The organism is Streptomyces sp. NBC_01481 (genome assembly GCF_026339995.1).
In the GTDB taxonomy this organism is placed as follows: Bacteria; Actinomycetota; Actinomycetes; order Streptomycetales; family Streptomycetaceae; genus Streptomyces.
The window spans coordinates 772,350-799,277 of sequence record NZ_JAPEPT010000001.1; the positions used below are offsets into that span (position 1 = coordinate 772,350).

Here is a 26,928-nt window from a genome sequence, read left to right on the forward strand (position 1 = left end):
ACGAAGGGCCCCCGGGACTTCCCGGGGGCCCTTCGTACTGCTTTACGTGTTACTCGCCGAGCAGCAGTTCGTCGAAGCGACGGCTCACCACCGGCCAGTCCCATGCGGACAGCGCGTGCTCGGAGGCCAGCTTGCCCGCGTTTTGCCAGCTCTCCTCGGTCGCCGTGGTTTCGAGGATGCGCTTCGCCGCCTCCTCCGGGGAGCCCACGACCCAGCCCTCGGGGTAGAGGGTGCGGGCGCTGTGGTCGCGTCCGGCGTAGAACGGCCAGTCGCGCACGACGGGGACGGCGGCACTTGCCGCGCCCTCCATCAGACCGACGTGGCAGCCCTCACGCACCGAGGAGCTCAGGATCGTGCCGATCCCGGTGAGCGCGGACGGTACGTCGTCCGTCGGCCCGAGACGTACCACCGCACCGGACTCCACCAGCGGTTCGAGCTGTCGCTCGAACTCCTTCAGGTAGTCCTTGGTGGCACGGCTGGTCTTGGGATCCATGTCACTGCCGACCAGCAGCAGCCGGTAGCGCTCGTCCTGCTTGCGTACGCGCTCCAGGACGTCGAGGGCCCACAGCGGGTCCTTCGCCACCTGGGAGACACCGATGAGCCCGAGGTTGAAGCGGGCGTCGGCGGGCTTCGCGCGGTTGAAGGCGCTCAGGTCCATGGCGTTGTCGATCATGTGCGTACGAGGCGCCTCGGGACCGCGGAGCTGAGGCACCAGAGCGGTCGTCAGGTCCTGCACATGGTCGGCGACATAGATGAGGTCGTCGACGCGGGAGAAGTCCACCAGGTGCGGCCACCGGGTGAAGGCCTCGTAGCTGTGCAGGCGCACCACGATCCGGGTGTCGCCCGGGTCGATCGTCGTGAGCATCACGGCCGGTGCCACACACCAGTCGAGGAACACCGTGTCGGCCCAGTCCAGATGGGGCCGCATCAGCTGCTCGACCTGCTCCGCATAGAGGGCCTCGCCCCCGAGACGGTTCTCTATCATCCGCCGGCCGGCCCACGAGATGCGCTTCATGGCCGGCGTGGACGCCAGGTCCAGGTAGCGGACCTCGACGCCCTGGTGGGCCTCGTAGTGGGACAGGATCAGCTTGAGGAAGTTGTCGTTGGCGCTCGTGGTGACCAGCAGCCGCAGCGGCCGGTCCTTCGGAGGCGTCGCGGCCGGGGTCTTCCTGCCCTGCGGCTGCTGGATCTTCTTCATGACCGCCGAGCCGTGCACCGGCGCCGAGAAGGCGGCCGGGTCACTGGCCAGCGGCGAGCTGAGCTGGTCGATGTGGACGACCCGGTGGAAACCGAGGACGAGCGCACGGTCCAGCGTGGACGCCGCGCCCTCGGGATCCCCGGACGTGTACTGCTCGTCCGCGGCGGTCAGCAGCTCCTTGACCGTGCTGTCGAAGGCGCGCGGTGCGATGCCCCTCTTGAGCTCGGTCTTGGCCGCCTCGTCCAGCAGCGCCGTCCTGATCGCGGGGTCCGAGATGCGCTGTGCGGCGGTGGTCAGCGCGAGCGTCGCGCCGCCCGGCCGGCCGGCCCAGCGCATGCCCTCGGCCACCTGGCGGGACAGGCGCGCCCGGACGTTCGCGGGAACGCCGGGTGCGGCGAGCGCGGTGCGCCACAGCCGGGCACCGACGCTGCTGCGCATCAGGGGACGCGCCGTGGCCGTACGGATCACGGTCTCGGGCAGCGCCTTGGCCTGACGGCGTACATCGCTGACGATCACCGAGCGGGGCGGCAGAGCCCTCCGCCTGGCCGGGGCCGGGGTCCGCTGCGGGTCCGACAGGGCCCGCAGCGCAGGCGCGATGCCGAAGCTGGCGTCCGCGTCGGTGTACTGGGACAGCCGCCAGACCGTGTACACGGCGTTGGCGTCGAGCGCGACGAGCTGCTGCGCTCCCAGGCCGTGGCGGCGCAGCCACGGATTGCGGCGCATCTGGATCCACAGGCGGCGGCTCGCCGGGAGCCTGCGCAGCCTGCGGCGGGTCGCGGTGCGCAGATGCCCTATGCCGTACGGCAGTGCCTGGTACCCGTCCAGCTCGAGCCGGTCGAGCTCCTCCTGGCAGCTCTTAGTGTCGAAGGCGCAGGCCAGATAGACGCGGGCGCCCTGGGCGCGGAACTTCTGCACCGCGCCGGCCAGCACGCCGAGTTGCGGCTGGGCGGCGGCGACGAGCAACACATCGGTCACGGGGTGGGACCTCCGGCGACGATCGACTTCGATGAGAGGTCGTCCACATCCGTGGCTTCGGCAGTCAGGGGGACAATGCTCTCCGCGGGCGCGGCCGGTACACCGTGCTCGGTGGCGAGCCGGTCGACGAGGTTCTTCACGGCGAGGGACATCAGGGCCTCACGGGTGAACTGGTCGGCGTGCGCCATCGCTTCCGCGTGGACCTTGTCGCTCGTCTCGACGGCCATGTGGGCCGCCTTCACGAAGGACTCCGCCAGGCCTTCCTCGTCGATGCCGACGGCACCGGTCCACAGGGGATGACCGTTGAGAACGTTCGAGGCGTCGTGCTCGACGACATGCGCCGAGACGATCGGCAGGCCCGTGGCCATGTACTCGTACACCTTGCCGGAGGTCACGAAGCGACCGCCGATCAGGATGAGCACCATGGCGTCCCAGCGGGCGTAGATGGAGGAGACCTCGGCCTTGGCGGCGGGACCGCCGAAGAACACGCCGTCCGCTTCGGCCTGCTTGAGCATCTCGGAGTGCTTGTTCGCCTCGCGGCCCGCTCCGTTGCCGATGTGGCCGCGTACCTCGAAGCGCGCGTTGGCGAGCAGCGGCTCCTTCTCACGGGCCGCGCGCCAGGCGTTGAGCACCGTCTCCAGGTGCGCGGGTGTGAAGTTGACCGTGCCGAGGTAGCCGAAGACCAGACCCGACTCGGGGTCGGGGTTGTGGGCGCGGCCGGGCGAGCTGTCCGCGTCGTAGCCGTTGCGCACGACCTCGACGCGGGAGGCGAACTCCGGGTAGCGGGCGCGGTAGTGGTCGGCGATCGGGTCGTTGACGACCCACAGCGAGACCGCGCTGTCGAGGACCTTCTGTTCCCAGCGGCCCATCTCGGAGTCCTTGGTGAACGCCTCGATGCCGGTGATCACATCGATCGACCAGCCGTCGCGGAAGTCCACGGCGTACGGGACCTTGGCCTCTTCCCAGAGCTTCCAGGCCGCGGCGAGATTCACGTACGGAACACAGCTGGCCACGAGCAGATCGGCCGGGTGCTCCGCGTGGATGTCGAGCACTGCCCGCTCCAGATCGCCGCGCCACTCGCCGAAGTTCGGCTCGGGGAAGGCCTTCTGCTGCCGCTTGCGCAGCTGCGAGACCCACCTGTTGGGGTTGAGGGCGCGGTCCTCGCTGTAGAGCCGGATGTCCGTTTCCAGGTCCTCACGGGACAGCGGCAACTCGACGATCTTCACCCGCGGGTCGACCTGCTCCAGCAGGGTGAGGTCGACACCCGAGTCCCGCTCCCAGGACTCCTGGGCGATGTTGACGACGGTGACGTCCCAGCCTGCTTTGCAGAACTGGTTCGCCGTCTCGCGCATGCGGTAGGCGCTGCTCTTCGCAGCCGGCGGAAAGCCGATGGCGAGATAGATGACGTGCGGTCGCGGACCTTCTGAGGGCAGCCCGGACCTGGGAGACGCTGACATAAACGGTGACGCTAGCACGGTGACAAGTACGGATTAGAGCCTGCATTGAGGCGCTTGTCCGTCACACGCGCCGGCTGCCCCCCTTCCACTCTTCCATGATCCGGACAACGTTCTGCGCGGCTCGTCCGTCGCCGTAGGGGGTGCCCGGGTCGGCCGTCGGAACGGCGCGGGTGACCGTGGCGGCCCACTCGTCGGCGGAGAGCTCGTGCGGGTCGGGAACCAAGACGTTCCAACCGGTGTCGACGGTTTCGACCCACTCGGTCTCGGGACGGATCGTGGTCGTGATCCGCTCCAGGAGGAAGGCCTCCTTCTGCAGGCCACCGGAGTCGGTGACCACACCGGTCGAGGCCAGCACCGCGGCGACCAGACCCGCGTACGGCAGCGGACGGCCGACGTGCACCGAGCCCTGCGCGAGCTCGATGCCGTGCTGCTCGGCTCGTGCGACCAGGCGCGGGTGCGCGAGAAGCGCCACCGGCACCGGGAGCTTGGCCATGGCGCCGATGATCGCGGCCAGGCGCTCGGGGTCGTCGGTGTTGTCGGGCCGGTGCAGGGTCGCCAGCAGGAACGGCTTCGAAGGGTCGATGCCCTCGGGCAGCGCGGGCGCGGCGTGCTCGCCGGCGAGCACCGCGTCGCGGATGCGCAGGCAGATGTCGACCATCACGTCACCGGCCAGCACGGCGCGGTCCTTGAGGCCCTCGTCGGCGAGGTGGCGCATGGCCTCCTCGGTCGGGGCCAGCAGAACGTCGGCGCAGTGGTCGGTCAGTACGCGGTTGTGCTCCTCGGGCATGCGCCGGTTGAAGGAGCGCAGACCGGCCTCCAGGTGCGCGACCGGCAGGTGCATCTTCACCGCCGAGAGCGCACCGGCGATCGTCGAGTTGGTGTCGCCGTAGACGAGGACCCAGTCGGGCTGCTCGCGCTCGAGCACCGGGTCGAGCGCGGTGAGCACCGAACCGGTCTGGACGCCGTGGCTGCCGGAGCCGACACCGAGGTGGACATCCGGGTCGGGGATGCCGAGACCGTCGAAGAAGACGTCGGAGAGGTCGGCGTCGTAGTGCTGCCCGGTGTGCACGATGACGTGCTCGTGGTCGGTCTCGGCGAACGCGGCCGCGATGGGGGCGAGCTTCACCAATTGCGGACGGGCACCGACGATGCTGATGACTTTCACTGAACACTCTTCTTCTGGGTCAGGTCACTGGCGGGGCGTGCCACAGTCTCATACTGCGGGCGGACACCCCGCGCGATCGCGCCACCGCCGACGCGGCCGGACCGGCCCGGCGAAGCGCGCGCTCCCAGGGGTGCTCCACGCAATGGTAGGCAATGGCCGAGGTGAGCGGACCGGCGGCCGGGGCTTCGCGCGGGGGCGCGCGTCCTCGATAACGATTTCGTGAACCCGGCACGGGAGTGAGGGCCGCTGCGGCCCGGTCGGTGCCGCGAACCTGTCGTACTATCGTCGCGCAAGTTTTGCGGGGTGGTCACGCGAAAGACGATGGTGAGCCATGGCGGTCTGGTCCGGACGGAAATCTGCGCGCGGCTCGGACGAGCCGCCGAGCCGAAAGGCCGCGCCGATACCCACCGTGGACACGTCGTCGGCCCCCACCACCGGCTGGCTGGTGCGCGGCAAGGACGGCAGGCTCACAGCGTACGCACCGGGCTCGGACGGCGTGCTGCGCTGGACCGAGACCCGGCCCGGTGGCCCCCAGTGGACCGGGCCCGAAGTGATCCCCGGACGCGGCGTGCTGCCGTATCTCTCCATCGCCCAGGGCGCCGACGGCTATGTCCACCTGGTGAGTCTGCGCCGCAGCCGCCTCGCGGACGGCCGGACCGGCACCGATGTGGTGTACGCCGTGCAGTACCAGTCCGGCCTCGCCGTACGCGACTGGTATCCGCTCGGCTCCCCGTACCCGAACGACCCCGATCTCGCCGGCCAGATCGGCCTCCCGTCGGCCGTGATCGACGCCGAGGGCTCGCTGCATGTGTTCGTACGCAATGCGGGCGGCGGCGTCTGCGGACGCGCCCAGGTGCCTTCCGGCAAGTGGAACAAGTGGGCCGACCTCAAGGGCAGCGGTGGCGTCGGTACGGTCTCCGCCTCGCTGACTCCGGACGGCCTGATGGAGCTGCTCGTTCCGACCGCGGACCACATCATGCGCTGGGAGCAGGAGACGCCGGGCGTCAAGTTCCAGCGCGCCGACGACATCCCCGCCAAGGCCGCGGCCGATTCGCTCAGCTCGGAGCGCACCGGCGGCAACCGGCTCACGCACTTCTGGCACGACGCCGGGGACAACACGGTCCGCGCCTGGCGCCCGACCTCCGACGCGGCCCCGCTCGGCAACGGTTCGGGCACCGGACCTGTCGCGCTGCTGCGCACCCCGGTCGACGGTCACGACTGCACGATCCTCGCCCACCGCGACGCCGCCACCGGCCGCCCGGCGCTGGCCGCGTATCCCACCGAGGACGAGTCCTCGGGTGTCAGCTGGACTCTTACGGGTGAGCCCTGCGTGGGCGCTCCGGCGCTCGCGATCGACGCGAGGGGCCGGGTCGTGATGGCGGCGTTCGGTACGGACGGCACGCTGCGGGTCACGCGCCAGAAGGACGAGTCCGGCCTGGCGATGGAGGCCTGGAGCCGGGTCTGACCGAGACAGGCATGCGAAACCCCCCGGACCCGGTCCGGGGGGTTTCGCATGCCTTGGGCGGAGCCGCCGCGTCAGACCGCCTGCTCGGCGAGGACGCCGTCCTTCTCCACGTACACCGTGCCGGACTGCGGGCACTCCCAGACGCCCGCCTCGCCCTCGCGCTCCACGAGACGGACACCGGCCCGGCCGACCCAGCCGATCTGCCGGGCGGGCACGCCCACGACCAGCGCGAAGTCCGGTACGTCCTTGGTGACGACCGCGCCCGCGGCGACCATGGACCAGCGTCCGATCCGCACCGGCGCGACACACACCGAGCGTGCGCCGAGCGATGCGCCCTCGGCGACCTTGACGCCCACGGCCTCCCAGTCGCCGCCGCGCTTCTGCTTGCCGTCGGGGTCGACGGAGCGCGGGTTGTGGTCGTTGGTGAGCACCACGGCCGGGCCGACGAAGACACCGTCGCCGAGCTCCGCCGGCTCGTACACCAGGGCGTAGTTCTGCAGCTTGACGTTGTCGCCGATCTGCACGCCGGTGCCGACGTAGGCGCCGCGGCCGACGACACAACCCTCGCCGAGCTTGGCGCCCTCGCGGATCTGGGCGAGCTCCCAGACGCTGCTCCCGGCGCCGATGACGGCGGTCTCGTCGACCTGGGCGGTGGGCTGGACCCTGTAGTTCACTGTTCTGCCTTCCGGTGCGCTGCTTCGCCCGGCGAGCATACGGCCCGCCGTCCTTTCATGGCTGGGTGCGTGCCTTTCATGGCCGCTGGGCCCGCGCCTTCCTGAGCTGGAGCGCCAGGTACAGCGCGGCCGCCGTCGGGACGATCGTGCGGTACCAGCTCACGTGCGGGGACCACCAGGCGTACGCCGCCGCGGGGACGAGGATCGTCAGGCCCACGATGCGCAGCACCCACCAGCGCCGCGGGCGGGGGACCGGCAGGGCCGGGGTGCCCAGGTCCGTCGACATCGTGTCGCGGATGCCCTTGAACACCCCTCGCTTGGCCAGGAGTTGCGCCCCGGGCACGCCGTCCAGGATCTCGTCGCGCTCGCCGAAGCCGTCCGGAAGCGGGGGCAGCCCGAGCGCGGCCACCAGCTCCGACTGCCGCCGGGCGGGGCTGTCGGTACCGCGCAGCAGCGAGACCAGCGGGCGCGGGTCCACCGCGGGGAAGACGGCGGCGAGGGCCTGCGCGGTGGCGGTGGCCTGCGCGTGGTCGGTGACCGGGGCCGCCGGGTCCCACAGATGAGAGGCGCGCGCCCTGCCCTTGTGGAACAGCGTGAAGCCGCAGCGGTCGGCGGTGCGGCGCAGCACCAGGGCGGGCCACTTCTCGCCGGTGGTGAAGTTGTCCGCGGCCGCCGTCAGCATCTCCTCGCCGGCGAGGAGGCTCGCGCGTCTGCCGGGAGACGCGTCGGGGACGAGTTCGACGTAGCTCATCCCCGTCGCGGACGGGGCGGGGGCGATACGGAGCGAGATACCGCACATCAGAGCTGCCTCGGCGACCTGGTGGAGGCGGGCCGCCGCTATCGCCAGGGAGCGCGGCGCCGGGACGGCCGGTACGGGAGCGGCCGGCCGGGCATGCCCCGGCGGGCGGCTGAAGAACGGGGTCTGGGAGGCGACCTGCATCCGTACGCCGAGACGGAACTCCAGGAACTCCTTGCGGCTGTCACCCACGTACGCCCACGGGAATTCGCGGGCGTGCACGCCGATCGCCCGGAAGACCTCCAGGGCCTCGCTCCAGCGCTCGGCGAAGATCAGCATCAGAGCCAGGTGGTTGCGGAAACCGGCGGCTTCGGGGTCGCCCGGCTCGTACCAGCCCGACAGCTCCAGGGCCCGGGTCACGGCGGCCTCGACCCGGGCGCGGTCGATCGGGCCGTCCTCGGTGGAGTCGTCGGACACCACCTCGTACTCGACGGCGGCCAGCAGCGGAAGCGCGTGCAGTTTCGAGCCCGGCAGCGCCCCTTCGGCGGCCCGCTCGGCGAACGCGAACATCTCCTCGTGCGAGCCGTACCACTTGTCGCACAGGTACTGCAGAGCCGTCGCATGACAGCCGTAGTGGTGCGGCGCGCGGGCGACGGCCTCCGCCCGGTACGCGTCGAACACATCGCGGGGCGCCTGGATGCCGCGGGCGTGGGTGAGCGCGATCTCCCACGGCACCGGGTCGGTGGGGTTCAGCTCGGCCGCGGCGGCGATGACCGGAACAGCGTCCTCCAGGAGCGCGAAGAACGCCCGGAACTGGTCCTGGGACACATGCCGGGCGCGGTGGCCGGTCCGTATCTCCCAGGCCTGCTGTATGCACAGATCCGCCTTCACCAGCACCGCGTCGGGGTCATCCGGCGACTTCGCCAGCCAGTCCTCCAGCCAGCCCGGGCTGTGCAGCGCGCACTCGGCGAGCTCCGAGACGCACACACTGCGCCGCTCCCACTGGGCGCCAAGCCGGGTCTCGGCGAGCAGCTCGCCGGCGGGCGCGGCATCGCCGCTCGCGGCCGCGGAGAGCGCGGCACGCAGGGCGGGGTCGGCGACAGCACCGACGGTGACGGCCTCGTCCGGTGGCAGATCCGCGCCCACGGCCGAGCCGTGGCGGAGCATGCGAGGCATAGTGATGAGGGAGCGCAGGGACACGAGCTGATATTGAACAGGCCGCGGTGAGCATGCACCAGAGACGCGGGCCGGGTCCCCGGGAGACGGGGGCCGGGTACCCGGTTTGACCCCCTGGGGGCGGGCCCCGTAACCTTGACCCTCGGTGTGTTTCCATGCACACCCACCCCTGAGCAACTCCCTCCCGACGGCTCTGCCCGTTCAGGAGAGGCCGCTCATCCTTCCGGATCGTCGCGGGCTTCGGCCCGTGCGAGCGGCTGGCATCAGGGGATCCGTTCCGAGCGAGAGTGAGATCCGCGTGTACGCCATCGTGCGCAGCGGTGGTCGTCAGCACAAGGTTGCTGTTGACGACATCGTTGAGGTTGACAAGATTCCCACTGCCAAGGTTGGCGACACGGTCGAGCTCTCGACCCTGCTCGTTGTCGACGGCGACGCCGTGACCAGCGACCCGTGGGTGCTGGCCGGAATCAAGGTCACGGCCGAGGTCGTGGACCACCACAAGGGCGCGAAGATCGACATCCTTCGCTACAAGAACAAGACCGGCTACCGCCGTCGCCAGGGTCACCGCCAGCAGTACACGGCGATCAAGGTCACCGGCATCCCCACGGCTGCGAAGTAAGGGACTGAGGAGACATGGCACACAAGAAGGGCGCATCGTCCACTCGGAACGGTCGCGACTCCAATGCTCAGCGGCTCGGCGTGAAGCGCTTCGGCGGTCAGGTCGTCAACGCCGGTGAGATCCTGGTCCGCCAGCGCGGCACCCACTTCCACCCGGGCAACGGCGTCGGCCGTGGCAAGGACGACACGCTGTTCGCGCTGGACGCCGGCGCGGTGGAGTTCGGCACTCGCCGTGGCCGCAAGGTAGTGAACATCGTTCCGGTCGCCTGACTCAGGCGCCCGTAGAGCGGTTTGCTTCGCGAGGGCGGACCTCGCTTCCCGTTGATCGGGAAGCGGGTCCGCCTTTCGCTTGTTACGTAAGAGACATTCCGTACTTTCTGGAGGCACACCCATGACCACCTTCGTGGACCGCGTCGAGCTGCATGTCGCCGCGGGTAACGGGGGCCACGGCTGCGCCTCCGTTCACCGGGAGAAGTTCAAGCCGCTCGGCGGCCCCGACGGCGGCAACGGCGGCCGTGGCGGCGATGTCATCCTGGTCGTCGACCAGTCGGTGACCACGCTGCTCGACTACCACCACAGCCCGCACCGCAAGGCCACCAACGGCCAGCCCGGCGCAGGCGACAACCGTTCCGGCAAGGACGGCCAGGACCTGGTCCTGCCTGTCCCCGACGGCACCGTCGTCCTCGACAAGCAGGGCAATGTGCTCGCCGACCTGGTCGGCCAGGGCACCACCTTCATCGCGGGCCAGGGCGGCCGTGGCGGCCTCGGCAACGCGGCGCTCGCCTCCGCGCGACGCAAGGCGCCCGGCTTCGCACTGCTCGGCGAGCCCGGCGAGGCCCGTGACGTGGTCATGGAGCTCAAGACCGTCGCCGACGTGGCCCTCGTCGGCTACCCGAGCGCGGGCAAGTCCTCGCTGATCTCGGTGCTCAGCGCGGCCAAGCCGAAGATCGCGGACTACCCCTTCACCACGCTCGTACCGAACCTGGGCGTGGTCACCGCCGGGTCGACCGTCTACACCATCGCCGACGTCCCCGGCCTGATCCCCGGCGCCAGCCAGGGCCGTGGCCTGGGCCTGGAGTTCCTGCGCCATGTCGAGCGCTGCTCCGTGCTGGTGCATGTCCTGGACACCGCGACGCTGGAGTCCGACCGCGACCCGGTCTCCGACCTCGATGTGATCGAGGAGGAGCTGCGTCAGTACGGCGGTCTCGACGACCGTCCGCGCATCGTGGTCCTCAACAAGATCGACATCCCGGACGGCCAGGACCTCGCCGACATGATCCGCCCGGACCTCGAGGCGCGCGGATACCGCGTCTTCGAGGCGTCCGCGGTGGCGCGTACCGGCCTGAAGGAGCTGTCCTTCGCCCTGGCCGAGATCATCGCCGAGGCGCGCGCGGCCAAGCCCGTGGAGGAGGCGACCCGCATCGTCATCCGCCCGAAGGCGGTCGACGACGCGGGCTTCACCGTCGCGCAGGAGGAGGACGGCCTCTTCCGGGTGCGCGGCGAGAAGCCGGAGCGCTGGGTCCGCCAGACGGACTTCAGCAACGACGAGGCCGTGGGCTACCTGGCCGACCGTCTCAGCCGCCTCGGCGTCGAGGACCAGCTGATGAAGGCCGGTGCCCGCGCGGGCGACGGCGTGGCCATCGGCCCCGAGGACAACGCGGTCGTCTTCGACTGGGAGCCCTCGATGATGGCGGGCGCGGAGATGCTCGGCCGCCGCGGCGAGGACCACCGCCTGGAGGCCCCGCGCCCCGCGGCCCAGCGCCGCCGGGACCGCGAGGCGGAACGGGACGACGCGCAGCGGGAGTTCGACGAGTTCGACCCCTTCTAGGGAACGTGCCGGATGGCTGAGCCGGGTCGGCGGACGGAGTCCGGCGCAGCCGTCCGAAGCCCGGATGCAGGGTTCGTTCCAAGGGTTCGGCTCCGATCGCCGGACGGGCTTGGAGAACAAGCCCGTCCGATTCGCTCCATTGCGTGAAGCGGCGCAACCTCTCGCCCCCAATGACCGTCTTGTACGCGGGGGTGGGGCGTATCGCCCCGGTACACGGAACGGAGCGTCGATGAAGATTTCTTTCCTCATCCACACGATTTACGGCATCGGCGGGACCATCCGGACCACGCTGAACCTCGCCGAGGAACTCGCCGACCGGCATGAGGTGGAAATCGTCTCGGTCTTCCGGCACCGCGACGACCCGATCTTCGCCATCGACCCGCGCGTCACCGTCGTACCCCTCGTCGACACCCGCCCCGCCTCCCCGTCCAACGAGACGAAGCACCCGCTCCAGCTGGAGCCCGCAGCGTGCCTGCCCCGGTCCGAGGCGCGGTACAAGGAGTACAGCAGGCTCACCGACGAGCGGGTGCAGGCCCACTACGCGGGCTCCGACGCGGATGTGGTCATCGGAACCCGGCCCGGACTCGTCGCGTACGTCGCGCAGTTCGGCCCGGAGGGCGCCGTGCTCATCGGGCAGGAGCACATGACGCACAACCATCACAAGCCCGAGCTGCGCGCCGAGATGTACGACCACCTCGCACGGCTCGACGCCTTTGTGACGGTCTCCGAGGGAGACGCCGCCTCCTACCGCGCGCAGATGCCGCTGCCCGGCACCCGCGTGCTCGCCATTCCCAACAGCGTGCCCGAGCCGATGGTTGTGCCGTCCGACACCTCCGGGACGACCGTGGTGGTGGCGGGACGCCTCGCCTCGGAGAAGAAGTACCAAGTGCTCATCGAGGCCTTCGGCAAGGTCGTCGCCGCCCGGCCCGAGTGGACGCTGCGGATCTGCGGCTGGGGCAACCAGAAGGACCGGCTCCGCCGGAAGATCGACGAGCTCGGCCTCTACAACAGCGTCCATCTCATGGGTCCCCGTTCGCCCATCGAGCCGGAGTGGGTCAAGGGCGCGATCGCAGTTTCCACTTCACGGCACGAATCCTTCGGCATGACGCTCGTGGAGGCCATGCGCTGCGGTCTGCCGGTCGTCAGCACGGACTGCGACTACGGCCCGAGGGAGATCATCGAGGACGGGGTGGACGGGCTGCTCGTCCCGGTCGGTGACGTCGAGGCCATCGCCGATGCCCTGTTGAAGCTCATCGACGACGAGGAACTGCGCCGCCGGATGGGCGCGGCCGCGCTGCGCAACGCGCGTCGCTTCGCCCCAGGTCCGGTCGCCAAGCAGTACGAGGAGCTCTTCGCGGAGCTGGGCGCGGCCACGGCCTCGCGCGGAGGCGCGGGCCACGTAGCGAGGGCGGCGGGGGAGCAGTTCACGCCCCTCGCCGACTGCCTGGTTGCCGATGACGGCGGGCTGACGGTCAGTCTGGTCCCAGGCGGTGGCCGGCCCGTCGGCCGTGGTGCCGGACTGCACCTGGTGTGTACGCACCCGGACGCCGCGGTCGAGGCGCGGCGCTTCGCGTTCGACGCGGAGGGGCGGGCGAGGGTGCCGGCCGGTGCCCAGTTCCCGGAGGGCGTGTGGACCTGCCAGGTCGAGCTGCCGGACGGCGAGCGGATCGCGCTGGCGGCCCGGGCCGTCGACCAGCGCGGATCGATGCGGGCCGTGGCCCGTACGCCCGCGGGCGGCCCGGTCCGCAATCTCGTCCCGTATGTGAAGAAGGGAGTGCTCTCCCTGCGGTCCTGGGTCAGGCCGGTCCACGCCGAGGTCGGTGAGATCCGGCTCACTGGGCAGAAGATCACCATCTCCGGGCGGCTGTTCGCCCCGGGCACTCCCGCCGGCGACCCGGCTCTGCTGCTGCGCCGCCGTGGTAAGGCTCACGCCGAGCTGACGTTCCCGGCGAGCCGCGAGGGAGCGGACGGCTTCCGGGCCACCGTCCCGTGCGCGGCTCCGGCGGACCGCCAGTCGGATGCGCACGACGTCTGGGACCTGTGGCTGCGCCCTGCGCCCGACGCGCAGCCGGTCAGGCTCGCGCGGGTCCTGGACGACGTGGTGGAGAAGGGTTCCCTCTTCCCGTATCCCGGCATCGACCTGCGCAAGAGACGCCCCCTGGCGACGCTGCGCGGGGTGGCCCGCAGACTCGGCGGCAAACCGCAGGAGCTGGTCACGGTCAAGGTCTTCTACAGCGCGGCCAATGAGCTCGTACTGAACGTTGTCGACAAGCCGATCAAGTAGCCGTGCGCACTCGTGGCAACTGTGGTTTCAGTCACCCGGACTGGGCGCCGGGACCCAGCAGTATCCCCTGTCCAGGGGGTGAACGCCCGGTTTCGCGGAGGTGTGGGGTGCTTGACCACCGCCTTGCGAGACCGTCACGGAGAGTGCGACCATCAGCCCGTCCCCCATTCGTCGCAAGGTAGGTCGGTCGTCTGTGTCTGTGCCGCACGTAGCCAAGCCCCGCACTACAGCCGTTGTGCTCGCCGGTGGTACCGGTCAGAGAGTGGGACTGGCGATCCCGAAGCAGCTGCTGAAGATTGCCGGCAAGGCCGTTATCGAGCACACACTGTCGATCTTCGAGCAGGCGGAGTCCGTCGACAACGTCATCGTACTGATGGCGCCGGGTTTCGTGCCGGATGTGGAGCGGATCATCGCCAGGGCCGGACTCACCAAGGTGACGAAGGTGATTGAGGGTGGCGCGACCCGCAACGAGACCACCGAGCGCGCCATCGAGGCGCTCAGCGAGGGGCTTGCCGAGGGTGAGGACCACAACGTCCTCTTCCACGACGCTGTCCGTCCGCTTCTGTCACAGCGTGTGATCAAGGCGTGCGTCGACGCCCTCGACCGCTATCAGGCCGTCGATGTCGCAATTCCGTCCGCGGACACGATCATCGTGACCCGGACCCACGGCGAGGACGGCGAGTTCATCACCGACGTCCCGGACCGCTCGCGGCTGCGCCGTGGCCAGACCCCGCAGGCCTTCAAGCTCTCCACCATCCGGCGGGCCTACGAGATCGCGGCCGGCGACCCCAACTTCCAGGCGACCGACGACTGCAGCGTCGTGCTCAGGTACCTGCCCGACGTGCCGATCTATGTGGTCGCGGGCGACGAGTACAACATGAAGGTCACGCAGCCGGTCGACGTCTTCATCGCCGACAAGCTCTTCCAGCTGGCATCCAGCGCGGCCCCGCGCCAGGCCGACGCCGCCGCCTACCGCGAGCTGCTGACCGGCAAGACGCTGGTGGTCTTCGGTGGTTCGTACGGCATCGGCGCGGACATCTGCGCCATCGCGAAGCAGTACGGCGCCCATGTCTACGCGCTGGGCCGCTCCACCACCGGTACGCACGTGGAGAATCCCGAGCATGTCGACGACGCTCTTTCCCGCGCGTATGCCGAGACGGGCCGGGTCGACTACGTCATCAACACGGCCGGTGTGCTGCGTATCGGCAAGCTGGCCGAGACCGACAACAGCACCATCCAGGAAGCGCTGAACGTCAACTACCTCGCGCCGGTGCAGATCGCTCGTGCCTCGTACAAGTATCTGGCGGAGACGAAGGGGCAGCTGCTCCTCTACACCTCCTCCAGCTACACCCGCGGTCGCGCCGAGTACAGCCTCTATTCGTCGACCAAGGCGGCCATGGTGAATCTCACCCAGGCCCTTTCCGACGAATGGGCGGGCGACGGAATTCGCGTCAACTGCGTGAATCCCGAGCGCACCGCTACTCCCATGCGCACCAAGGCTTTCGGCACGGAACCGGAGGGCTCGCTGCTCTCTTCCGAGGCCGTGGCAAGGACCTCGCTGGACGTCCTGCTGTCCGAACTCACCGGCCATGTCATCGATGTCCGGCAGCAGGATCCGACGCGTGAGGCGAGCGAGGCATCAGACTTCGAGAAGGCCCTCGAAGCCGTTCTGGACCGCCAGGAAGATGTGTAACAATCGTTCGTTAAAGTAATTATCGGGCCTTTGTGGTCGCCCTGAGGCGAAAACCTTGAGGCGAGGACAGAGGCCCGAGTTTGTGAAGCCCCACCTTCACAAAACCCGCCAAACGTGAATCAACCGGCACCCCCTTGGAGCAGGTTCTTCGTGATTTCGACCGCCATTCGACTCGCTCGCGTCGGCAGCCGGTCAGAGCTGGCCGCAGCGGCTCTGATGGGACTCGGCTATCCGTGCGTGATGATCGCCGCACTGATCCCGAACCTCTGGTTCTTCGCGGCTGCCGCTGCCGTGACCTACCTCGCCGACTGGTATCTGCACCAGAAGGGCAGCTACCTGGTCAACCGGCTCAACAAGGTCCGGGCCGGTCTGCCGATCCGCTTCCTGCTGCGTCAGCTGCTGCTGGTTCTGCTGCTCGCCCGTGAGGGTCTGGCGGAGACCAACTTCTTCTACGCGGCCGTCGCCGGGTTCCTGATCTTCTACGGCCTCCAGGCACCGCAGGGCGCGCTCACGACCCTGATCCGCCTGCGCCGCACGATGCCGGTCGTCACGCGCAACGTCGACCTGAACGCTGTACGCATCCCCGACGCGCCGCCGAACGCGCTGCTGCGCCGCTCCGGCGAGAAGATGCTCCACCTCGACATCCCGGCCATGGTCGGCGTGGTGATCGCCGCGGGGACCGGCAAGCACGTCATCGGATACGTGGGCGTCGCCGTCACTCTCGTCCTCGGAGTGCTCTACACGGCCGCCCTCGTCCCGTATCTGCGGCGCAGCCGCCGGGTGCCGGGCGCGGCCGCCGTGCTCAAGGGCGTCCAGACCTGGCTGCGCGAGTACCAGCCGACCGTCGTCCTGTACTTCTCCGGCTCCGACGAGTCCGCGTACCAGGTCAACATGTGGCTCGAGACGATGGAGCAGATCGACGGCCGGCCGCTGATCATCATGCGTGAACGCGGCATGGTGAAGAAGCTCACCGCGACCGCGGTACCGGTCATCTGCGTGCCCGGCGGCATGCATCTGATGAGCCTCGACCTGTCCTCGGTCCGCGTCGCGCTGTACCCGGCCAACGTCGGAAAGAACATCCACAACCTGCGCGTGCCGACCATGAAGCACGTCTTCATCGGTCACGGCGACAGCGACAAGCTGGCCAGCGTCAACCCGTTCAGCAAGGTGTACGACGAGGTGTGGACCGCGGGCCGCGCGGGCCGCGACCGCTACGCCCTGGCCGACGTCGGTGTGCGCGACCAGGACATCGTCGAGGTGGGCCGCCCGCAGCTGGCTCCCATCACCTCATGGGCCGGCACCCCGAAGAACCCCATCCCCACGGTGCTGTACGCCCCCACCTGGGAGGGCTGGGACGACAATCCGGGCAACACCTCCCTGCTGCTGGCAGGCGAGAACATCGTCCGGCGGCTGCTGGAGGCCGAGAAGCCGGTCCGCGTCATCTACAAGCCGCACCCCTTCACCGGCATCCGCAACAAGAAGGCCCTGGCCGTCCACGAGCGCATCACCGCGATGGTGCGCGCCGCGGCCGCCGAGCGTGCCGTCGACCCCCGCTGGGCCGGCGAAGCCGCCGCCACCCAGTCGGACCAGGCCGAGGCGAAGGCCGAACTGACCCGTATCCAGGCCCGGTTGGCCGAGCTGTCCAAGCCCGGCCGCGCGGGCGGCGACGAGTCGGAGGAGTCACGGGTCTCCCTCGCCGACCCGGAGCGCCAGGCCGAGATCAAGAGGCTGCGGGCCGAGTGGAACGACGCGTACTGGCGCTCCTGCGGCTGGTGGGAGCACCGGGTCGTCGCGGGCTCCGAGCCCAAGCTGTACGACTGCTTCAACGAGGCCGACGGCATGGTCTCCGACATCTCCAGCGTGGTCTCGGACTTCATCGCGAGCGGCAAGCCCTACGCCGTGACCGACTCGGGCCAACTGGGCGAGGAGGAGTTCAAGCGGCAGAACACCGCCGTACGGGCCGCGGTCATCCTCTCCAACAGCGCCGAGGAACTGAGCGAGCTGCTCGACGCGGTGGCGGATCGTTCCGGCGACAAGCTGGTGGACGCCAGACGCGAGTTGAAGCGCTATCTGCTCGGCCCGGACGAGCCCAGCTCGATCGAGCTGTTCAACGCGGCCGTACGGCGGCTGTCGGCCAAGGCCGAGGCACGCAACGCCGGTGTGGAGCAGCGCATCGGAGGCCAGCTCATCGGCGAGCTCGACCCCGAGTCGGAGACCCCGGACGCGGAGTCCCAGGAGTCGACCCCGGTCGCACGCTGAACTGCGTGACGCGGAGTGGGTGTGCGCTGTCCAGCCGGTGAAATGACCGCGCACCCGCCCCGCGCCCTGGCATAGATTCGGCACTGTGACAGTGGCAAGACAGCAGGTAACGCAAGCCCGCAGGATCGTCGTCAAGGTCGGATCGTCCTCGCTGACCACGGCATCAGGAGGGCTCGACGCCGACCGCGTCGACGCCCTGGTCGACGTGCTGGCCAAGGTCCGCAGCGGCGGCGAGAAGGAGATAGTGCTGGTCTCCTCCGGCGCCATCGCCGCCGGTCTCGCACCGCTGGGCCTGGCCCGCCGCCCCAAGGACCTCGCCCGCCAGCAGGCGGCCGCCAGTGTCGGCCAGGGCCTGCTGGTCGCCCGCTACACAGCCTCCTTCGCCCGCTACGGCGTACGCGTCGGCCAGGTGCTCCTCACCACCGACGACACCAGCCGCCGCGCCCATTACCGCAACGCCTACCGGACCCTGGACCAGCTGCTCGACATGGGCGCCGTCCCGGTCGTCAACGAGAACGACACCGTCGCCACGGACGAGATCCGCTTCGGCGACAACGACCGGCTCGCCGCCCTCGTCGCCCATCTCGTACGGGCCGATCTGCTTGTCCTCCTCTCCGACGTCGACGGGCTGTACGACGGGGATCCGGCCAGGCCCGGCACCTCGCGGATCGAAGAGGTGCGCGGCCCGGAGGACATCGCACACGTACAGATCGGCAGCGCGGGCAAGGCGGGCGTCGGCACCGGTGGCATGGTCACCAAGGTCGAGGCCGCCAGGATCGCCGCGGCGGCGGGTGTCCCCGTCGTCCTCACCTCGGCAGTCCGCGCGGCCGACGCCCTCGCGGGCCGCGCCACCGGCACGTACTTCCACAGCACCGGACGCCGCTCGGCCGACCGGCTCCTCTGGCTCGCCCACGCCTCGACCCCGCAGGGCGCACTGACCCTCGACGACGGCGCGGTTCGGGCAGTGGTGCAGGGCAGGAAGTCGCTTCTGCCGGCCGGGATCGCCGCCGTCGAGGGTGAGTTCAGCGCGGGCGACCCGGTCGAGCTGCGCGACACCGCGGGCCGGGCCGTGGCCCGTGGGCTCGTCAACTTCGACGCCAAGGAAATCCCGCAGCTGCTCGGCCGCTCGACCCGGGAACTCGCCGAGGAACTCGGCCCGGCATACGAGCGTGAAGTCGTACACAGGGACGATCTGGTCGTCCTGCACCCCTGAATCGGCTGAAAGTCCCGTCTTCTCTCGGAGACCTTCACCAAAAGCGCCCCACATCCCGTCCGGGACTGGTCAACTTTGTTGCGGAGGCATGGCGGGGACAGCAGGACGACACATACAACAGGAGGCCGCCGGTGAGACGAGCGCGCCCAGGGGATGTGCCCCGAGGGACGGGGGGCTTCCCCCACGCCCGGAGGGCCGTGGGCGAGGAACGAGCCCTGACCAGCGTCGGAGCGGGCGCCGACTTCGACGACGGCGCGGAGAGCCGGGAGAGTGCCAAGGAGACGGACACCCACGGCGAGGACCGTGTGCAGTCCAAGCTGTGGCACATCACGCTCAGCGTCTCCGGAGCCGAAGCCCCGCTCAAGGAGGTCCGCCGCGGTCTGGAACAGCTCGCGCACGACCATCCCTTCCTGCTGACCAGCCGGTACGCCAACGACCACGCGGAGATCCGCTACTGGGAGGAGGCGCGGGACCTGCACGACGCCGCGGCGGTGGCGCTGCGGCTGTGGGGCGAGCACCGTTCCAGCGCCCAGCTGCCCCCGTGGGAGATCGTGGGCCTGGAGGTCATCGACCGCCAGACCTACCACCAGCGCATCGCGGAGGGGTACGGTCCGCCGCCGGCCGCCCCGGTGGGCGTTCATCCCTTCTGAGGCCTCTGTCTCGCAGTTCGGGACAGCCGACGACGCCCGCCGGGAGCCCCCGCAAAGCGCAGTACCCTGCGGTCATGACGACGTCCTCGCCGCTTTCGCCCTACGACAACCTCTCGCCCGTCGCCCGGGCCGCCTACCGCGCCCGTGGCGCCGCCGCCGACCTCGCCCCGCTGCCGCGCTCGGCGAAGGACGACGCGCTGCTGGCGATCGCGGACGCCCTCGAGGTCCGTACGAGCGAGATCGTCGCGGCCAACGCCGAGGACATCGCACGTGCCAGGGAGGCGGGCACCAGCGAGTCGATCATCGACCGGCTCACCCTGACCCCCGAGCGGGTGCGGGCGATCGCCGCCGACGTACGGGACGTGGCCGCGCTGCCCGACCCTGTTGGCGAGGTGGTCCGCGGCTCGACCCTGCCCAACGGCATCGACCTGCGCCAGGTGCGCGTCCCCCTCGGCGTCGTCGGCATCATCTACGAGGCCCGTCCCAACGTCACCGTGGACGCCGCCGCGCTCTGCCTGAAGTCCGGCAACGCGGTACTGCTGCGCGGCTCCTCCTCCGCGTACGCCTCCAACAGCGCCCTGGTGAAGGTCCTGCGCGACGCGGTCGGCGGCTCGGGGCTGCCCGCCGACGCGGTGCAGCTCGTGCCCGGTGAAAGCCGCGATTCCGTACGGGAGTTGATGCGCGCCCGCGGCCTGGTGGACGTGCTCATCCCGCGCGGCGGCGCCTCCCTGATCCGTACGGTCGTCGAGGAGTCCATCGTCCCCGTCATCGAGACGGGCACCGGCAACTGCCATGTGTACGTGGACGCGCAGACCGACATCGACATGGCCGTCGACATCCTGATCAACTCCAAGGCGCAGCGGCCGAGCGTCTGCAATGCCGCCGAGACCCTCCTGGTCCACCAGGACATCGCGGCCGAGTTCCTGCCGCGCGCGCTCGACGCCCTGGCCGAGGCCGGGGTGACCGTGCACGGCGACGAGCGGGTGCTGGAGTACGGCGACGCCACCAAGGCCACCGTCGTGGCGGCCACGGCCGAGGACTGGGAGACGGAGTACCTCTCCTACGACATCGCCGCCGCCGTCGTCGACTCGCTGGACTCGGCCGTCGCCCACATCCGGCTCTGGTCCTCCGGGCACACCGAGGCGATCGTCACCACCTCGCAGGCCGCGGCCCGCCGGTTCACCCAATTGGTGGACTCCACGACGGTCGCCGTGAACGCATCCACGCGTTTCACCGACGGTGGCCAGTTCGGATTCGGCGCCGAGATCGGGATCTCCACGCAGAAACTGCACGCACGAGGTCCGATGGGCCTTCCGGAGCTGACCTCGACGAAGTACATCGTGACAGGAGACGGTCACACCCGGTGACTGTCGGGCGGGTCACCCGAGTGGGCAGACTTCGGACTCCGCCTGCCCAAAGCGACCGCCCAGGTTTACTCTGAAGGCGTGCCGGACGACGTGGGGGGCAGGCCGTTCCCGGACGGCTGGGAGCCCGACGACGACCGCGGGGGCGCGGACGAGGACTTCGCCTCCGTGGTGTTCGACGAGGATTTCGTGCGTGCTGCCGAGATCCATGAGCCGACCGCCGTCGAGCGGCTTCTGGCTGCCGCCGAGGCCCGCGCCGAAGCCGACGCCTCCCGGGCCGGATCCCGCGGCGGAGGGCCCGACGAAGAGCTCTACGACGACGGCTACGGCCCCGGTCTGTACGGCCGCGAGCGGGCATACGACGACGATGACGACGGCCTGGACTTCGACGACGAGTACACCGGGCCGTACGGCCGCCACGGCGGCGCTCTGCGCCCCTACCGCGGCAGCGCCCGCTGGCACCGCCCCGTGGCTTGGATCCTGGCTCTGCTGATGGGCATCGGCATGGTCGCCCTCGCCTTCACGGCCGTCTACCGAGGAGCCTCGGGCAACCGCCAGGACCAGGTGCCGCCGCCCGCCACGACCGGCGTCGACGCCACCCCCACCGGCGGCCCGGCCGCCGACCGGGTGGGCGGGCCCTCCGCCTCCGCGGAGTACTCCGCGCCACCGGTTTCGGCGGATCCGCGCACCCCGTGATCACCCCCTGAGCACCCTCGGACGAGCCCCTGATCAGGGGCTGTGCGCCCGCTTGACAAACTGCGGGAGAACTCGTCAGACATTGTCGTGTACCAGCGCGTTTACCGGGGCCCCGGCGGACCTACCCTGAAGGTATGGCTGGGCGCGGAGACCCGCCCGAGGGGACACCCGAGGGACTCCCCGGCGGTGAGGACGAGTACCGATCCGTCGTCTTCGACGAATCGTTTGTACGGGCTGCGCGGCTTCAGGAATTCTCCGCGCAGGAACGGATGGGCGAGCATGCGCGCGCTGTGCGCAGCCTTCCCGCCTGGAGCCGCAGGACGGGCTCAAAGCAGGTCCTGGTACTCGTCATGCTCGTCGCGATGGCCTTCGGCACCGCGATCTACCTCGGCATCCGCCACCCCTACCAGACACCGGCCATCAAGCAGGCCGAACCGCTGCGCATCACCATGATCCCGCTCGCCCCGCAGCGCCCCGTCCCGGGCGGCACCCCCGCCGAGCTCTACGCTCACAGCCCCGCCGCGAACTTCCGCCTCGGAGCCTCGGGCATCAATCTGCCCGGCGCCCGGCGCACCAAGAACTTCTCCGAGAGCCAGGTCATGACGGCCCTGACCACGGCGAAGGACTACCTTGTGGAGTCCTCGCTCGACCCCGACGTCCTCACGGGCGGCGCGGTGCGGCCGGTGCGGGTGCTGCTCGACCCGGACCAGCTGGAGCAGTTCGACCGGAGCATCGCCACGCCGGCCGCGGACGGCCGCCATGCCGCCACGGGCTGGCTGGTCCGCTTCGACCCGGCGAAGGTGGCGCTGGCGGACACGCAGGTGCGGGTGCAGGGCACGCTGCGCTTCGCCGAGGCGGGGCCCGACGCCCTGGAGGTGACGTCGGACCACACCTTCGCCTATGCGCTGCGGCCGGTCGGCGTGAGCGGGCCCGGGGCGAACCAGGCCTCACTGTTCACCGTCCGCCGCGAGCTGCACTTCCGCTTCGACCGGGACGACCTGCACCAGCACCGCGCGGAACTGCTGGTCAGCTACGTCCAGGCCGGCCCGCAGGCCTGCTCGGCGGACGCCTCCGGAACCCTGCGCCCGCTGCTCGCCGGCGAGCGGGCGACCGCGGACGGCCCAGCGGGCACGGACCCGTATGCGACGGGCCAGGCCACCGCGGCACTCTGCGGCTCCCTGTCACCAGGCGCGCAGCCCTCGCCGTGACGGACGGGCGGTACGGGCGGTACGGGGCGTCGGGCCGGCGGCCCGGCCGACGGCCGCCCGCGCCGCCTGACCGATGACGGCCCCCTTGGCCGCTTGGCCGCCTGACCGCTTGGCCGCCTGACCGCCTGACCGCCTGACCGTCGGGCCGCCTGACCGTCGGGCCGACGACGGCCGCTTGGCCGACGGCCACCCGGTTGGGCCGGTCCCCGTACTCAGCTGCCGCCCTGACCGCCTCCGCCCCCGGTCTCACCCGCCGGACCGCTGCCGTCGCCGTTGCCGCTGCTCTTCGTGCCACCGGAGCCCGAGCCGCCGGCCGCCCCCGCGGCGGTGAACTTGTCCCGCAGCTTGCCGCCCAGGTCGCCGGCGCCGCCGGCTATGTCGCCGACCAGCTTCATCAGCGGGTCCTTGCTGGTGCGCACCGTGTCCGCGTAGTGCGATGCGGACTCGCGGAAGGAGTCGGACACCGATGCGTCCTTGTCCTCCGTACGCCGCGGGTAGTGGCCGTCCATGATCCGCTGGTAGTCGCGGCTCGCGGCCCACTTCTTGAGCTCGGCCGCGCGCACCGTGGTGAACGGGTGCGAGCGGGGCAGCACATTGAGGATCTTCAGGACCGAGTCGCGCAGGTCGCCGCCCGCCTCGTACTCCTCGGCCTGCTCCAGGAACGCGTCGACATTCATCTCGTGCAGATGGTTGCCACCGGCGATCTTCATCAGGCCGCGCATTGACGCCTGCAGGTCCTGGCCGACCAGCAATCCGGCGCGGTCCGCCGAGAGCTCCGACTTGCGGAACCACTCGCGCAGCGCGGTGACGATGGCCATGATCGCCACATTGCCGAGCGGGATCCACGCGATCTTCAGCGCGAGGTTGGTGAGGAACAGCAGGATCGTGCGGTAGACGGAGTGGCCGGAGAGGGCGTGGCCCACCTCGTGCCCCACGACCGCCCGCATCTCCTCCTCGTCGAGCAGTTCCACCAGTCCGGTGGTGACGACGATGATCGGCTCGTCCAGGCCGATGCACATGGCATTGGGCCGGGGGTCCTGCGTGACGTACATCGAGGGGACCTTCTCCAGGTCCAGGATGTAGCAGGCGTCCCGCAGCATGGTGTTGAGATGGGCGAACTGAGCGTCGCTCACCCGCACCGAGTCGGAGAGGAAGAGCAGCCGCAGGCTGCGCTCGGGCAGCAGGCCGCTCAACGCCTTGAAGACGGTGTCGAAGCCGCTGAGTTTGCGCAGCGCGACCAGCGCCGAGCGGTCCGCGGGATGTTCGTACGCCCGTGAGGAGATGCCGGCGAAGCGCTTGCGCTGCCTGCTCGGCACGTTCTCGTGACTGCTTTCGGTCATTCAAGCCCCCTGTTGCGCCTGTTGGTGCGTCTTATGGCTCGTCCCCCTGACGGACCCCAGCGTAGGTGCTGCGGCTACGGCCTGGCGGGGGCTGTGGATAACTGAGGAGCACGCCCGGCATCGCTCGCCGGAGCGGGCTCCTCCCGCCTTTTCCTGCTGCGCGGATACCGTGGAAACGGCACCGACGAGCAGGACAACGACTGAGTCGGCGTGAGCGTGCCCGGGCGCCCCGCATACGATGTGCGCGAAGTCTCTCCGCTCCGTCGGAGGCGTCCGATTCCCGAGCTCCGACTCCCGATCGATAGGTCCTGCTGAAGATGAGCCTCACCAGCACCGCCGCCAGCCTGGTCACCCTCGCCGAAGGCGCCGAGCACGGTGGCAACCACGAAAGCCTCAGCCCGTACCTCACCGGTGGCGGCGCGCTCTTCGCGCTCCTCCTGCTGCTGTGGATCACGACGCGCTTCAACCGCGACCGCTGAGTCCGCGGCCGGCGAGTGGGGGCCGTTCCGCGGTGCCAGTAGGCTCTGCACGCATGGGAGAGCAGGAAGTGCCTACCGGTTCCGGTTCCGGCAAGCGCCGACTCGGTGTGATGGGCGGGACGTTCGACCCGATCCACCACGGACACCTGGTGGCCGCCAGTGAGGTGGCCGCCCTGTTCCACCTGGACGAGGTGGTGTTCGTGCCGACCGGGCAGCCGTGGCAGAAGACCCACAAGGCCGTGTCGCCGGCCGAGGACCGGTATCTGATGACGGTCATCGCGACCGCGTCAAACCCGCAGTTTTCGGTCAGCCGTATCGATATCGACCGCGGCGGGCCGACGTACACGATCGATACGCTGCGGGACTTGCGCTCCCTCAACAAGAACGCGGATCTTTTCTTCATCACCGGAGCCGACGCCCTTTCCCAGATCCTCGGCTGGCGGGACGCCGAAGAGCTGTTCTCGCTCGCCCACTTCATCGGTGTGACGCGGCCGGGGCACGATCTGACGGACGACGGGCTGCCCGAGGGCGGTGTCTCCCTTGTGGAGGTTCCGGCGCTGGCGATCTCCTCGACCGATTGCCGTGCGAGGGTGGCGCAGGGCGATCCGGTCTGGTACCTGGTGCCGGACGGCGTGGTGCGCTACATCGACAAGCGCCAGTTGTACCGCGGCGAGTGAGCCACGGAGAGGGGCACCTGTGAACGACCAGCAGAGCCACCCGTACGACCCGTACTACCAACAGCCGCAGATCATCGGCTACGACGAGTACGGGCAGCCGGTCTATCAGCAGCCCCAGCCGTACGACCCCTACGCGCAGCAGCAACAGCAGCACCCTCAGCAACAACAGGCTCCCGGCCAGGGATACGGCTACGACCCGTACGCACAGCAGCAGCAGCAACAACAACAGCAACAGCGACAGCAGGCGCCGCAGCCGCAGGCCGACCAGTCCCAGCAGTACGACCCGTACGGCCGTCCGCACCCCCAGCAGGGCCAGGCCCCCGGGTACGGCTACGACGGCTACGGCTATGACACCGGCCAGCAGCCCGCCGTCGACACCACCGGGCAGTGGAACATCCCGCAGCAGCCCCCGGCCCCGCCCGCGCAGGCGCCCCGGCAGGAGCGGGAGCAGGCCGCGGTGCCCGGCCAGCGCAGGCCCGCGCCCGATCGTGACTACCGCACCGAGCAGTTCTCCTTCATCGAGGAGCCGGACGAGGACTCCGAAGACGTCATCGACTGGCTGAAGTTCAGCGAGAGCCGCTCCGAGCGGCGCGAGGAGGCCAAGCGCCGGGGCCGCAACCGCGTCGTCGCGTTGTTCGTCGTCCTGGCGCTGGCTCTCGCCGGCGGCGTCGGCTACCTCTGGTACGCGGGCAAGCTGCCCGGTCTCGCGGACGCCGAGAAGAAGAGCAACACGGCCGCCGGACCGCAGAAGCGGGACGTGATCGTTGTCCATCTGCACAACACCAAGAAGAAGGGCACCTCCACGGCCCTTCTCGTCGACAACGCCACCACCAAGCAGGGCACCACGGTTCTGCTCCCCAACGCCCTCTCCGTCGCGAACGACGACGGCACCGCCACCACCCTCGGCAAGTCGGTCGATGACGACGGCTCGACGGGCACCCGTGAGTCGATCGGCACCCTCCTGGGCGCCAAGATCACCGGCACCTGGCGGCTCGACACCCCGTACCTGGAGAACCTCGTCGAGCTGGTCGGCACCATCGACCTGACCACCGACACCGCGGTGCCCGGCGCCAAGAAGGGCGAGGCGCCGCTGGTGAAGAAGGGCGAGAACCAGACGCTCAACGGCCGCGCGGCCGTCGCCTACGCCACCTACCTCGGGCCCGGCGAGGCCGAGGCGAAGCAGCTCCAGCGCTTCGGCCAGGTCATGCAGGGCGTCCTGAAGAAGTTCCCCGACGACCCGAAGTCCGCGACCGTCACCGTGGAGACGCTGGCACAGATCCTTGACCCGTCGCTGCGCGAGAGCGATCTGGGCGCGTCGCTGGCCAAGCTCGCCGAGCACGCAAAGGGCGGCGACTACAAGACCGCGCTGCTGCCGGTCCAGCAGGACGGCACGCTCACCGAGCAGGCCGCCAACAGCGTGGTCAAGGACATCCTGGGCGGCTCGGTCACCGCGCCGGACAAGGACGCAGCCCTCCGGGTGGGCATCAAGAACGCCACCGGGAACACGGGCGCCACCGAGAAGGCCCGGATCGACCTGGTCAACGCCGGTTACGCGGTTCTGGACGCCGGCAAGGCGGACACCGAGTCCACCTCGAAGATCACCTACGGCGACGAGGCGCAGAAGGCCAAGGCCGTCGAGGTCGCCAAGACCCTGGGCCTTGCGACGAGCGCGGTCAAGAAGGGCGCCAGTGCCCCCAACGCCGATGTCTCCGTCCTCCTCGGCAAGGACTACAAGTCCGGGAGCTCGTCCACCGGCGGATGATCAAGGTCCAA

21 protein-coding genes are annotated in these 26,928 nt (G+C 70.1%); 15 read left to right on the plus strand and 6 right to left on the minus strand.

Annotated features, from left to right (window positions below):
* Positions 1–49: 49 nt before the first annotated feature.
* The 3 genes from OOK40_RS03605 to wecB form a co-directional block, all read right to left on the minus strand.
* Positions 50–2,173, minus strand: coding sequence for a glycosyltransferase family 1 protein (locus OOK40_RS03605; RefSeq protein WP_266476412.1), 2,124 nt, complete (start codon positions 2,171–2,173; stop codon positions 50–52).
* Positions 2,170–3,525, minus strand: coding sequence for a glycosyltransferase (locus OOK40_RS03610; RefSeq protein WP_266478839.1), 1,356 nt, complete (start codon positions 3,523–3,525; stop codon positions 2,170–2,172). The genes OOK40_RS03605 and OOK40_RS03610 overlap by 4 nt, the downstream gene beginning before the upstream one ends.
* A gap of 166 nt (positions 3,526–3,691) precedes the next feature.
* Positions 3,692–4,795 (minus strand): non-hydrolyzing UDP-N-acetylglucosamine 2-epimerase, encoded by a 1,104-nt coding sequence (gene wecB / locus OOK40_RS03615; protein WP_266476415.1) that lies wholly within the window; start codon positions 4,793–4,795, stop codon positions 3,692–3,694.
* Positions 4,796–5,204: 409 nt separating this feature from the next.
* Here wecB and OOK40_RS03620 point away from each other — a divergent pair, with 409 nt between their 5' ends.
* A complete protein-coding gene (locus OOK40_RS03620; protein ID WP_266476418.1) occupies positions 5,205–6,260 on the plus strand; it encodes a hypothetical protein in 1,056 nt (351 codons plus the stop codon).
* Positions 6,261–6,331: 71 nt separating this feature from the next.
* Here the strand turns inward: OOK40_RS03620 and OOK40_RS03625 are convergent, their stop codons facing one another.
* Both OOK40_RS03625 and OOK40_RS03630 read right to left on the minus strand, forming a co-directional pair.
* Positions 6,332–6,934 carry an acyltransferase gene (locus OOK40_RS03625; protein WP_266476420.1) on the minus strand — a complete coding sequence of 201 codons (603 nt, stop codon included), beginning with the start codon at positions 6,932–6,934 and terminating at the stop codon, positions 6,332–6,334.
* Between the two features lie 76 nt (positions 6,935–7,010).
* A complete protein-coding gene (locus OOK40_RS03630; RefSeq protein ID WP_266476422.1) occupies positions 7,011–8,837 on the minus strand; it encodes a hypothetical protein in 1,827 nt (608 codons plus the stop codon).
* A 307-nt stretch (positions 8,838–9,144) separates the two neighbouring features.
* On the opposite strand from OOK40_RS03630, the gene rplU reads away from it, so the two are divergent.
* The 11 genes from rplU to OOK40_RS03685 all read left to right on the plus strand — a co-directional run bounded on the left by rplU (position 9,145) and on the right by OOK40_RS03685 (position 22,659).
* The gene (rplU, locus tag OOK40_RS03635) at positions 9,145–9,465 is read left to right on the plus strand and encodes a 50S ribosomal protein L21 (protein ID WP_223774625.1); all 321 of its coding nucleotides are present in this window, start codon (positions 9,145–9,147) and stop codon (positions 9,463–9,465) included.
* Between the two features lie 14 nt (positions 9,466–9,479).
* On the plus strand, positions 9,480–9,734 hold the full coding sequence (gene rpmA, locus OOK40_RS03640) for a 50S ribosomal protein L27 (protein ID WP_142217134.1): 255 nt from the start codon (positions 9,480–9,482) through the stop codon (positions 9,732–9,734).
* A 121-nt stretch (positions 9,735–9,855) separates the two neighbouring features.
* Positions 9,856–11,292 carry a GTPase ObgE gene (gene obgE / locus OOK40_RS03645; protein WP_266476426.1) on the plus strand — a complete coding sequence of 479 codons (1,437 nt, stop codon included), beginning with the start codon at positions 9,856–9,858 and terminating at the stop codon, positions 11,290–11,292.
* 229 nt (positions 11,293–11,521) lie between these two features.
* On the plus strand, positions 11,522–13,576 hold the full coding sequence (locus OOK40_RS03650; protein WP_266476428.1) for a glycosyltransferase family 4 protein: 2,055 nt from the start codon (positions 11,522–11,524) through the stop codon (positions 13,574–13,576).
* A 193-nt stretch (positions 13,577–13,769) separates the two neighbouring features.
* Positions 13,770–15,269 (plus strand): bifunctional cytidylyltransferase/SDR family oxidoreductase, encoded by a 1,500-nt coding sequence (locus tag OOK40_RS03655; protein ID WP_266476429.1) that lies wholly within the window; start codon positions 13,770–13,772, stop codon positions 15,267–15,269.
* Between the two features lie 150 nt (positions 15,270–15,419).
* Positions 15,420–17,528, plus strand: coding sequence for a hypothetical protein (locus tag OOK40_RS03660; protein WP_266476431.1), 2,109 nt, complete (start codon positions 15,420–15,422; stop codon positions 17,526–17,528).
* Between the two features lie 85 nt (positions 17,529–17,613).
* Positions 17,614–18,741, plus strand: a complete 1,128-nt coding sequence (gene proB / locus OOK40_RS03665) for a glutamate 5-kinase (RefSeq protein WP_266476433.1) — start codon at positions 17,614–17,616, stop codon at positions 18,739–18,741.
* Positions 18,742–18,872: 131 nt separating this feature from the next.
* A complete protein-coding gene (locus tag OOK40_RS03670) occupies positions 18,873–19,391 on the plus strand; it encodes a hypothetical protein (protein WP_266476435.1) in 519 nt (172 codons plus the stop codon).
* Between the two features lie 74 nt (positions 19,392–19,465).
* A complete protein-coding gene (locus OOK40_RS03675; RefSeq protein WP_266476436.1) occupies positions 19,466–20,758 on the plus strand; it encodes a glutamate-5-semialdehyde dehydrogenase in 1,293 nt (430 codons plus the stop codon).
* Positions 20,759–20,836: 78 nt separating this feature from the next.
* Positions 20,837–21,451 carry a hypothetical protein gene (locus tag OOK40_RS03680; protein ID WP_266476437.1) on the plus strand — a complete coding sequence of 205 codons (615 nt, stop codon included), beginning with the start codon at positions 20,837–20,839 and terminating at the stop codon, positions 21,449–21,451.
* Positions 21,452–21,585: 134 nt separating this feature from the next.
* Positions 21,586–22,659, plus strand: a complete 1,074-nt coding sequence (locus OOK40_RS03685) for a hypothetical protein (RefSeq protein ID WP_266476439.1) — start codon at positions 21,586–21,588, stop codon at positions 22,657–22,659.
* A 212-nt stretch (positions 22,660–22,871) separates the two neighbouring features.
* Here OOK40_RS03685 and OOK40_RS03690 read toward each other — a convergent pair whose 3' ends face one another.
* Positions 22,872–23,999, minus strand: coding sequence for a M48 family metallopeptidase (locus OOK40_RS03690; protein WP_266476441.1), 1,128 nt, complete (start codon positions 23,997–23,999; stop codon positions 22,872–22,874).
* Positions 24,000–24,316: 317 nt separating this feature from the next.
* Between OOK40_RS03690 and OOK40_RS03695 the strand changes: the two genes are divergently transcribed.
* From OOK40_RS03695 to OOK40_RS03705, 3 genes are read left to right on the plus strand one after another with little or no spacing between them, the layout of a single operon-like run.
* Positions 24,317–24,478 carry a hypothetical protein gene (locus OOK40_RS03695; protein WP_186357104.1) on the plus strand — a complete coding sequence of 54 codons (162 nt, stop codon included), beginning with the start codon at positions 24,317–24,319 and terminating at the stop codon, positions 24,476–24,478.
* A gap of 53 nt (positions 24,479–24,531) precedes the next feature.
* On the plus strand, positions 24,532–25,155 hold the full coding sequence (gene nadD, locus OOK40_RS03700; protein WP_142217123.1) for a nicotinate-nucleotide adenylyltransferase: 624 nt from the start codon (positions 24,532–24,534) through the stop codon (positions 25,153–25,155).
* 19 nt (positions 25,156–25,174) lie between these two features.
* The gene (locus tag OOK40_RS03705) at positions 25,175–26,917 is read left to right on the plus strand and encodes an LCP family protein (RefSeq protein WP_266476445.1); all 1,743 of its coding nucleotides are present in this window, start codon (positions 25,175–25,177) and stop codon (positions 26,915–26,917) included.
* Positions 26,918–26,928 lie beyond the last annotated feature (11 nt).

Coding starts and splice junctions, on each gene's coding strand:
- nadD (WP_142217123.1), top strand. CDS start 24,532: ATGGGAGAGCAGGAAGTGCCTACCGGTTCCGGTTCCGGCAAGCGCCGA.
- obgE (WP_266476426.1), top strand. CDS start 9,856: ATGACCACCTTCGTGGACCGCGTCGAGCTGCATGTCGCCGCGGGTAAC.
- OOK40_RS03610 (WP_266478839.1), bottom strand. CDS start 3,525: ATGCGCGAGACGGCGAACCAGTTCTGCAAAGCAGGCTGGGACGTCACC.
- rpmA (WP_142217134.1), top strand. CDS start 9,480: ATGGCACACAAGAAGGGCGCATCGTCCACTCGGAACGGTCGCGACTCC.
- OOK40_RS03675 (WP_266476436.1), top strand. CDS start 19,466: ATGACGACGTCCTCGCCGCTTTCGCCCTACGACAACCTCTCGCCCGTC.
- OOK40_RS03695 (WP_186357104.1), top strand. CDS start 24,317: ATGAGCCTCACCAGCACCGCCGCCAGCCTGGTCACCCTCGCCGAAGGC.
- OOK40_RS03690 (WP_266476441.1), bottom strand. CDS start 23,999: ATGACCGAAAGCAGTCACGAGAACGTGCCGAGCAGGCAGCGCAAGCGC.
- OOK40_RS03630 (WP_266476422.1), bottom strand. CDS start 8,837: ATGCTCCGCCACGGCTCGGCCGTGGGCGCGGATCTGCCACCGGACGAG.
- OOK40_RS03685 (WP_266476439.1), top strand. CDS start 21,586: ATGGCTGGGCGCGGAGACCCGCCCGAGGGGACACCCGAGGGACTCCCC.
- OOK40_RS03650 (WP_266476428.1), top strand. CDS start 11,522: ATGAAGATTTCTTTCCTCATCCACACGATTTACGGCATCGGCGGGACC.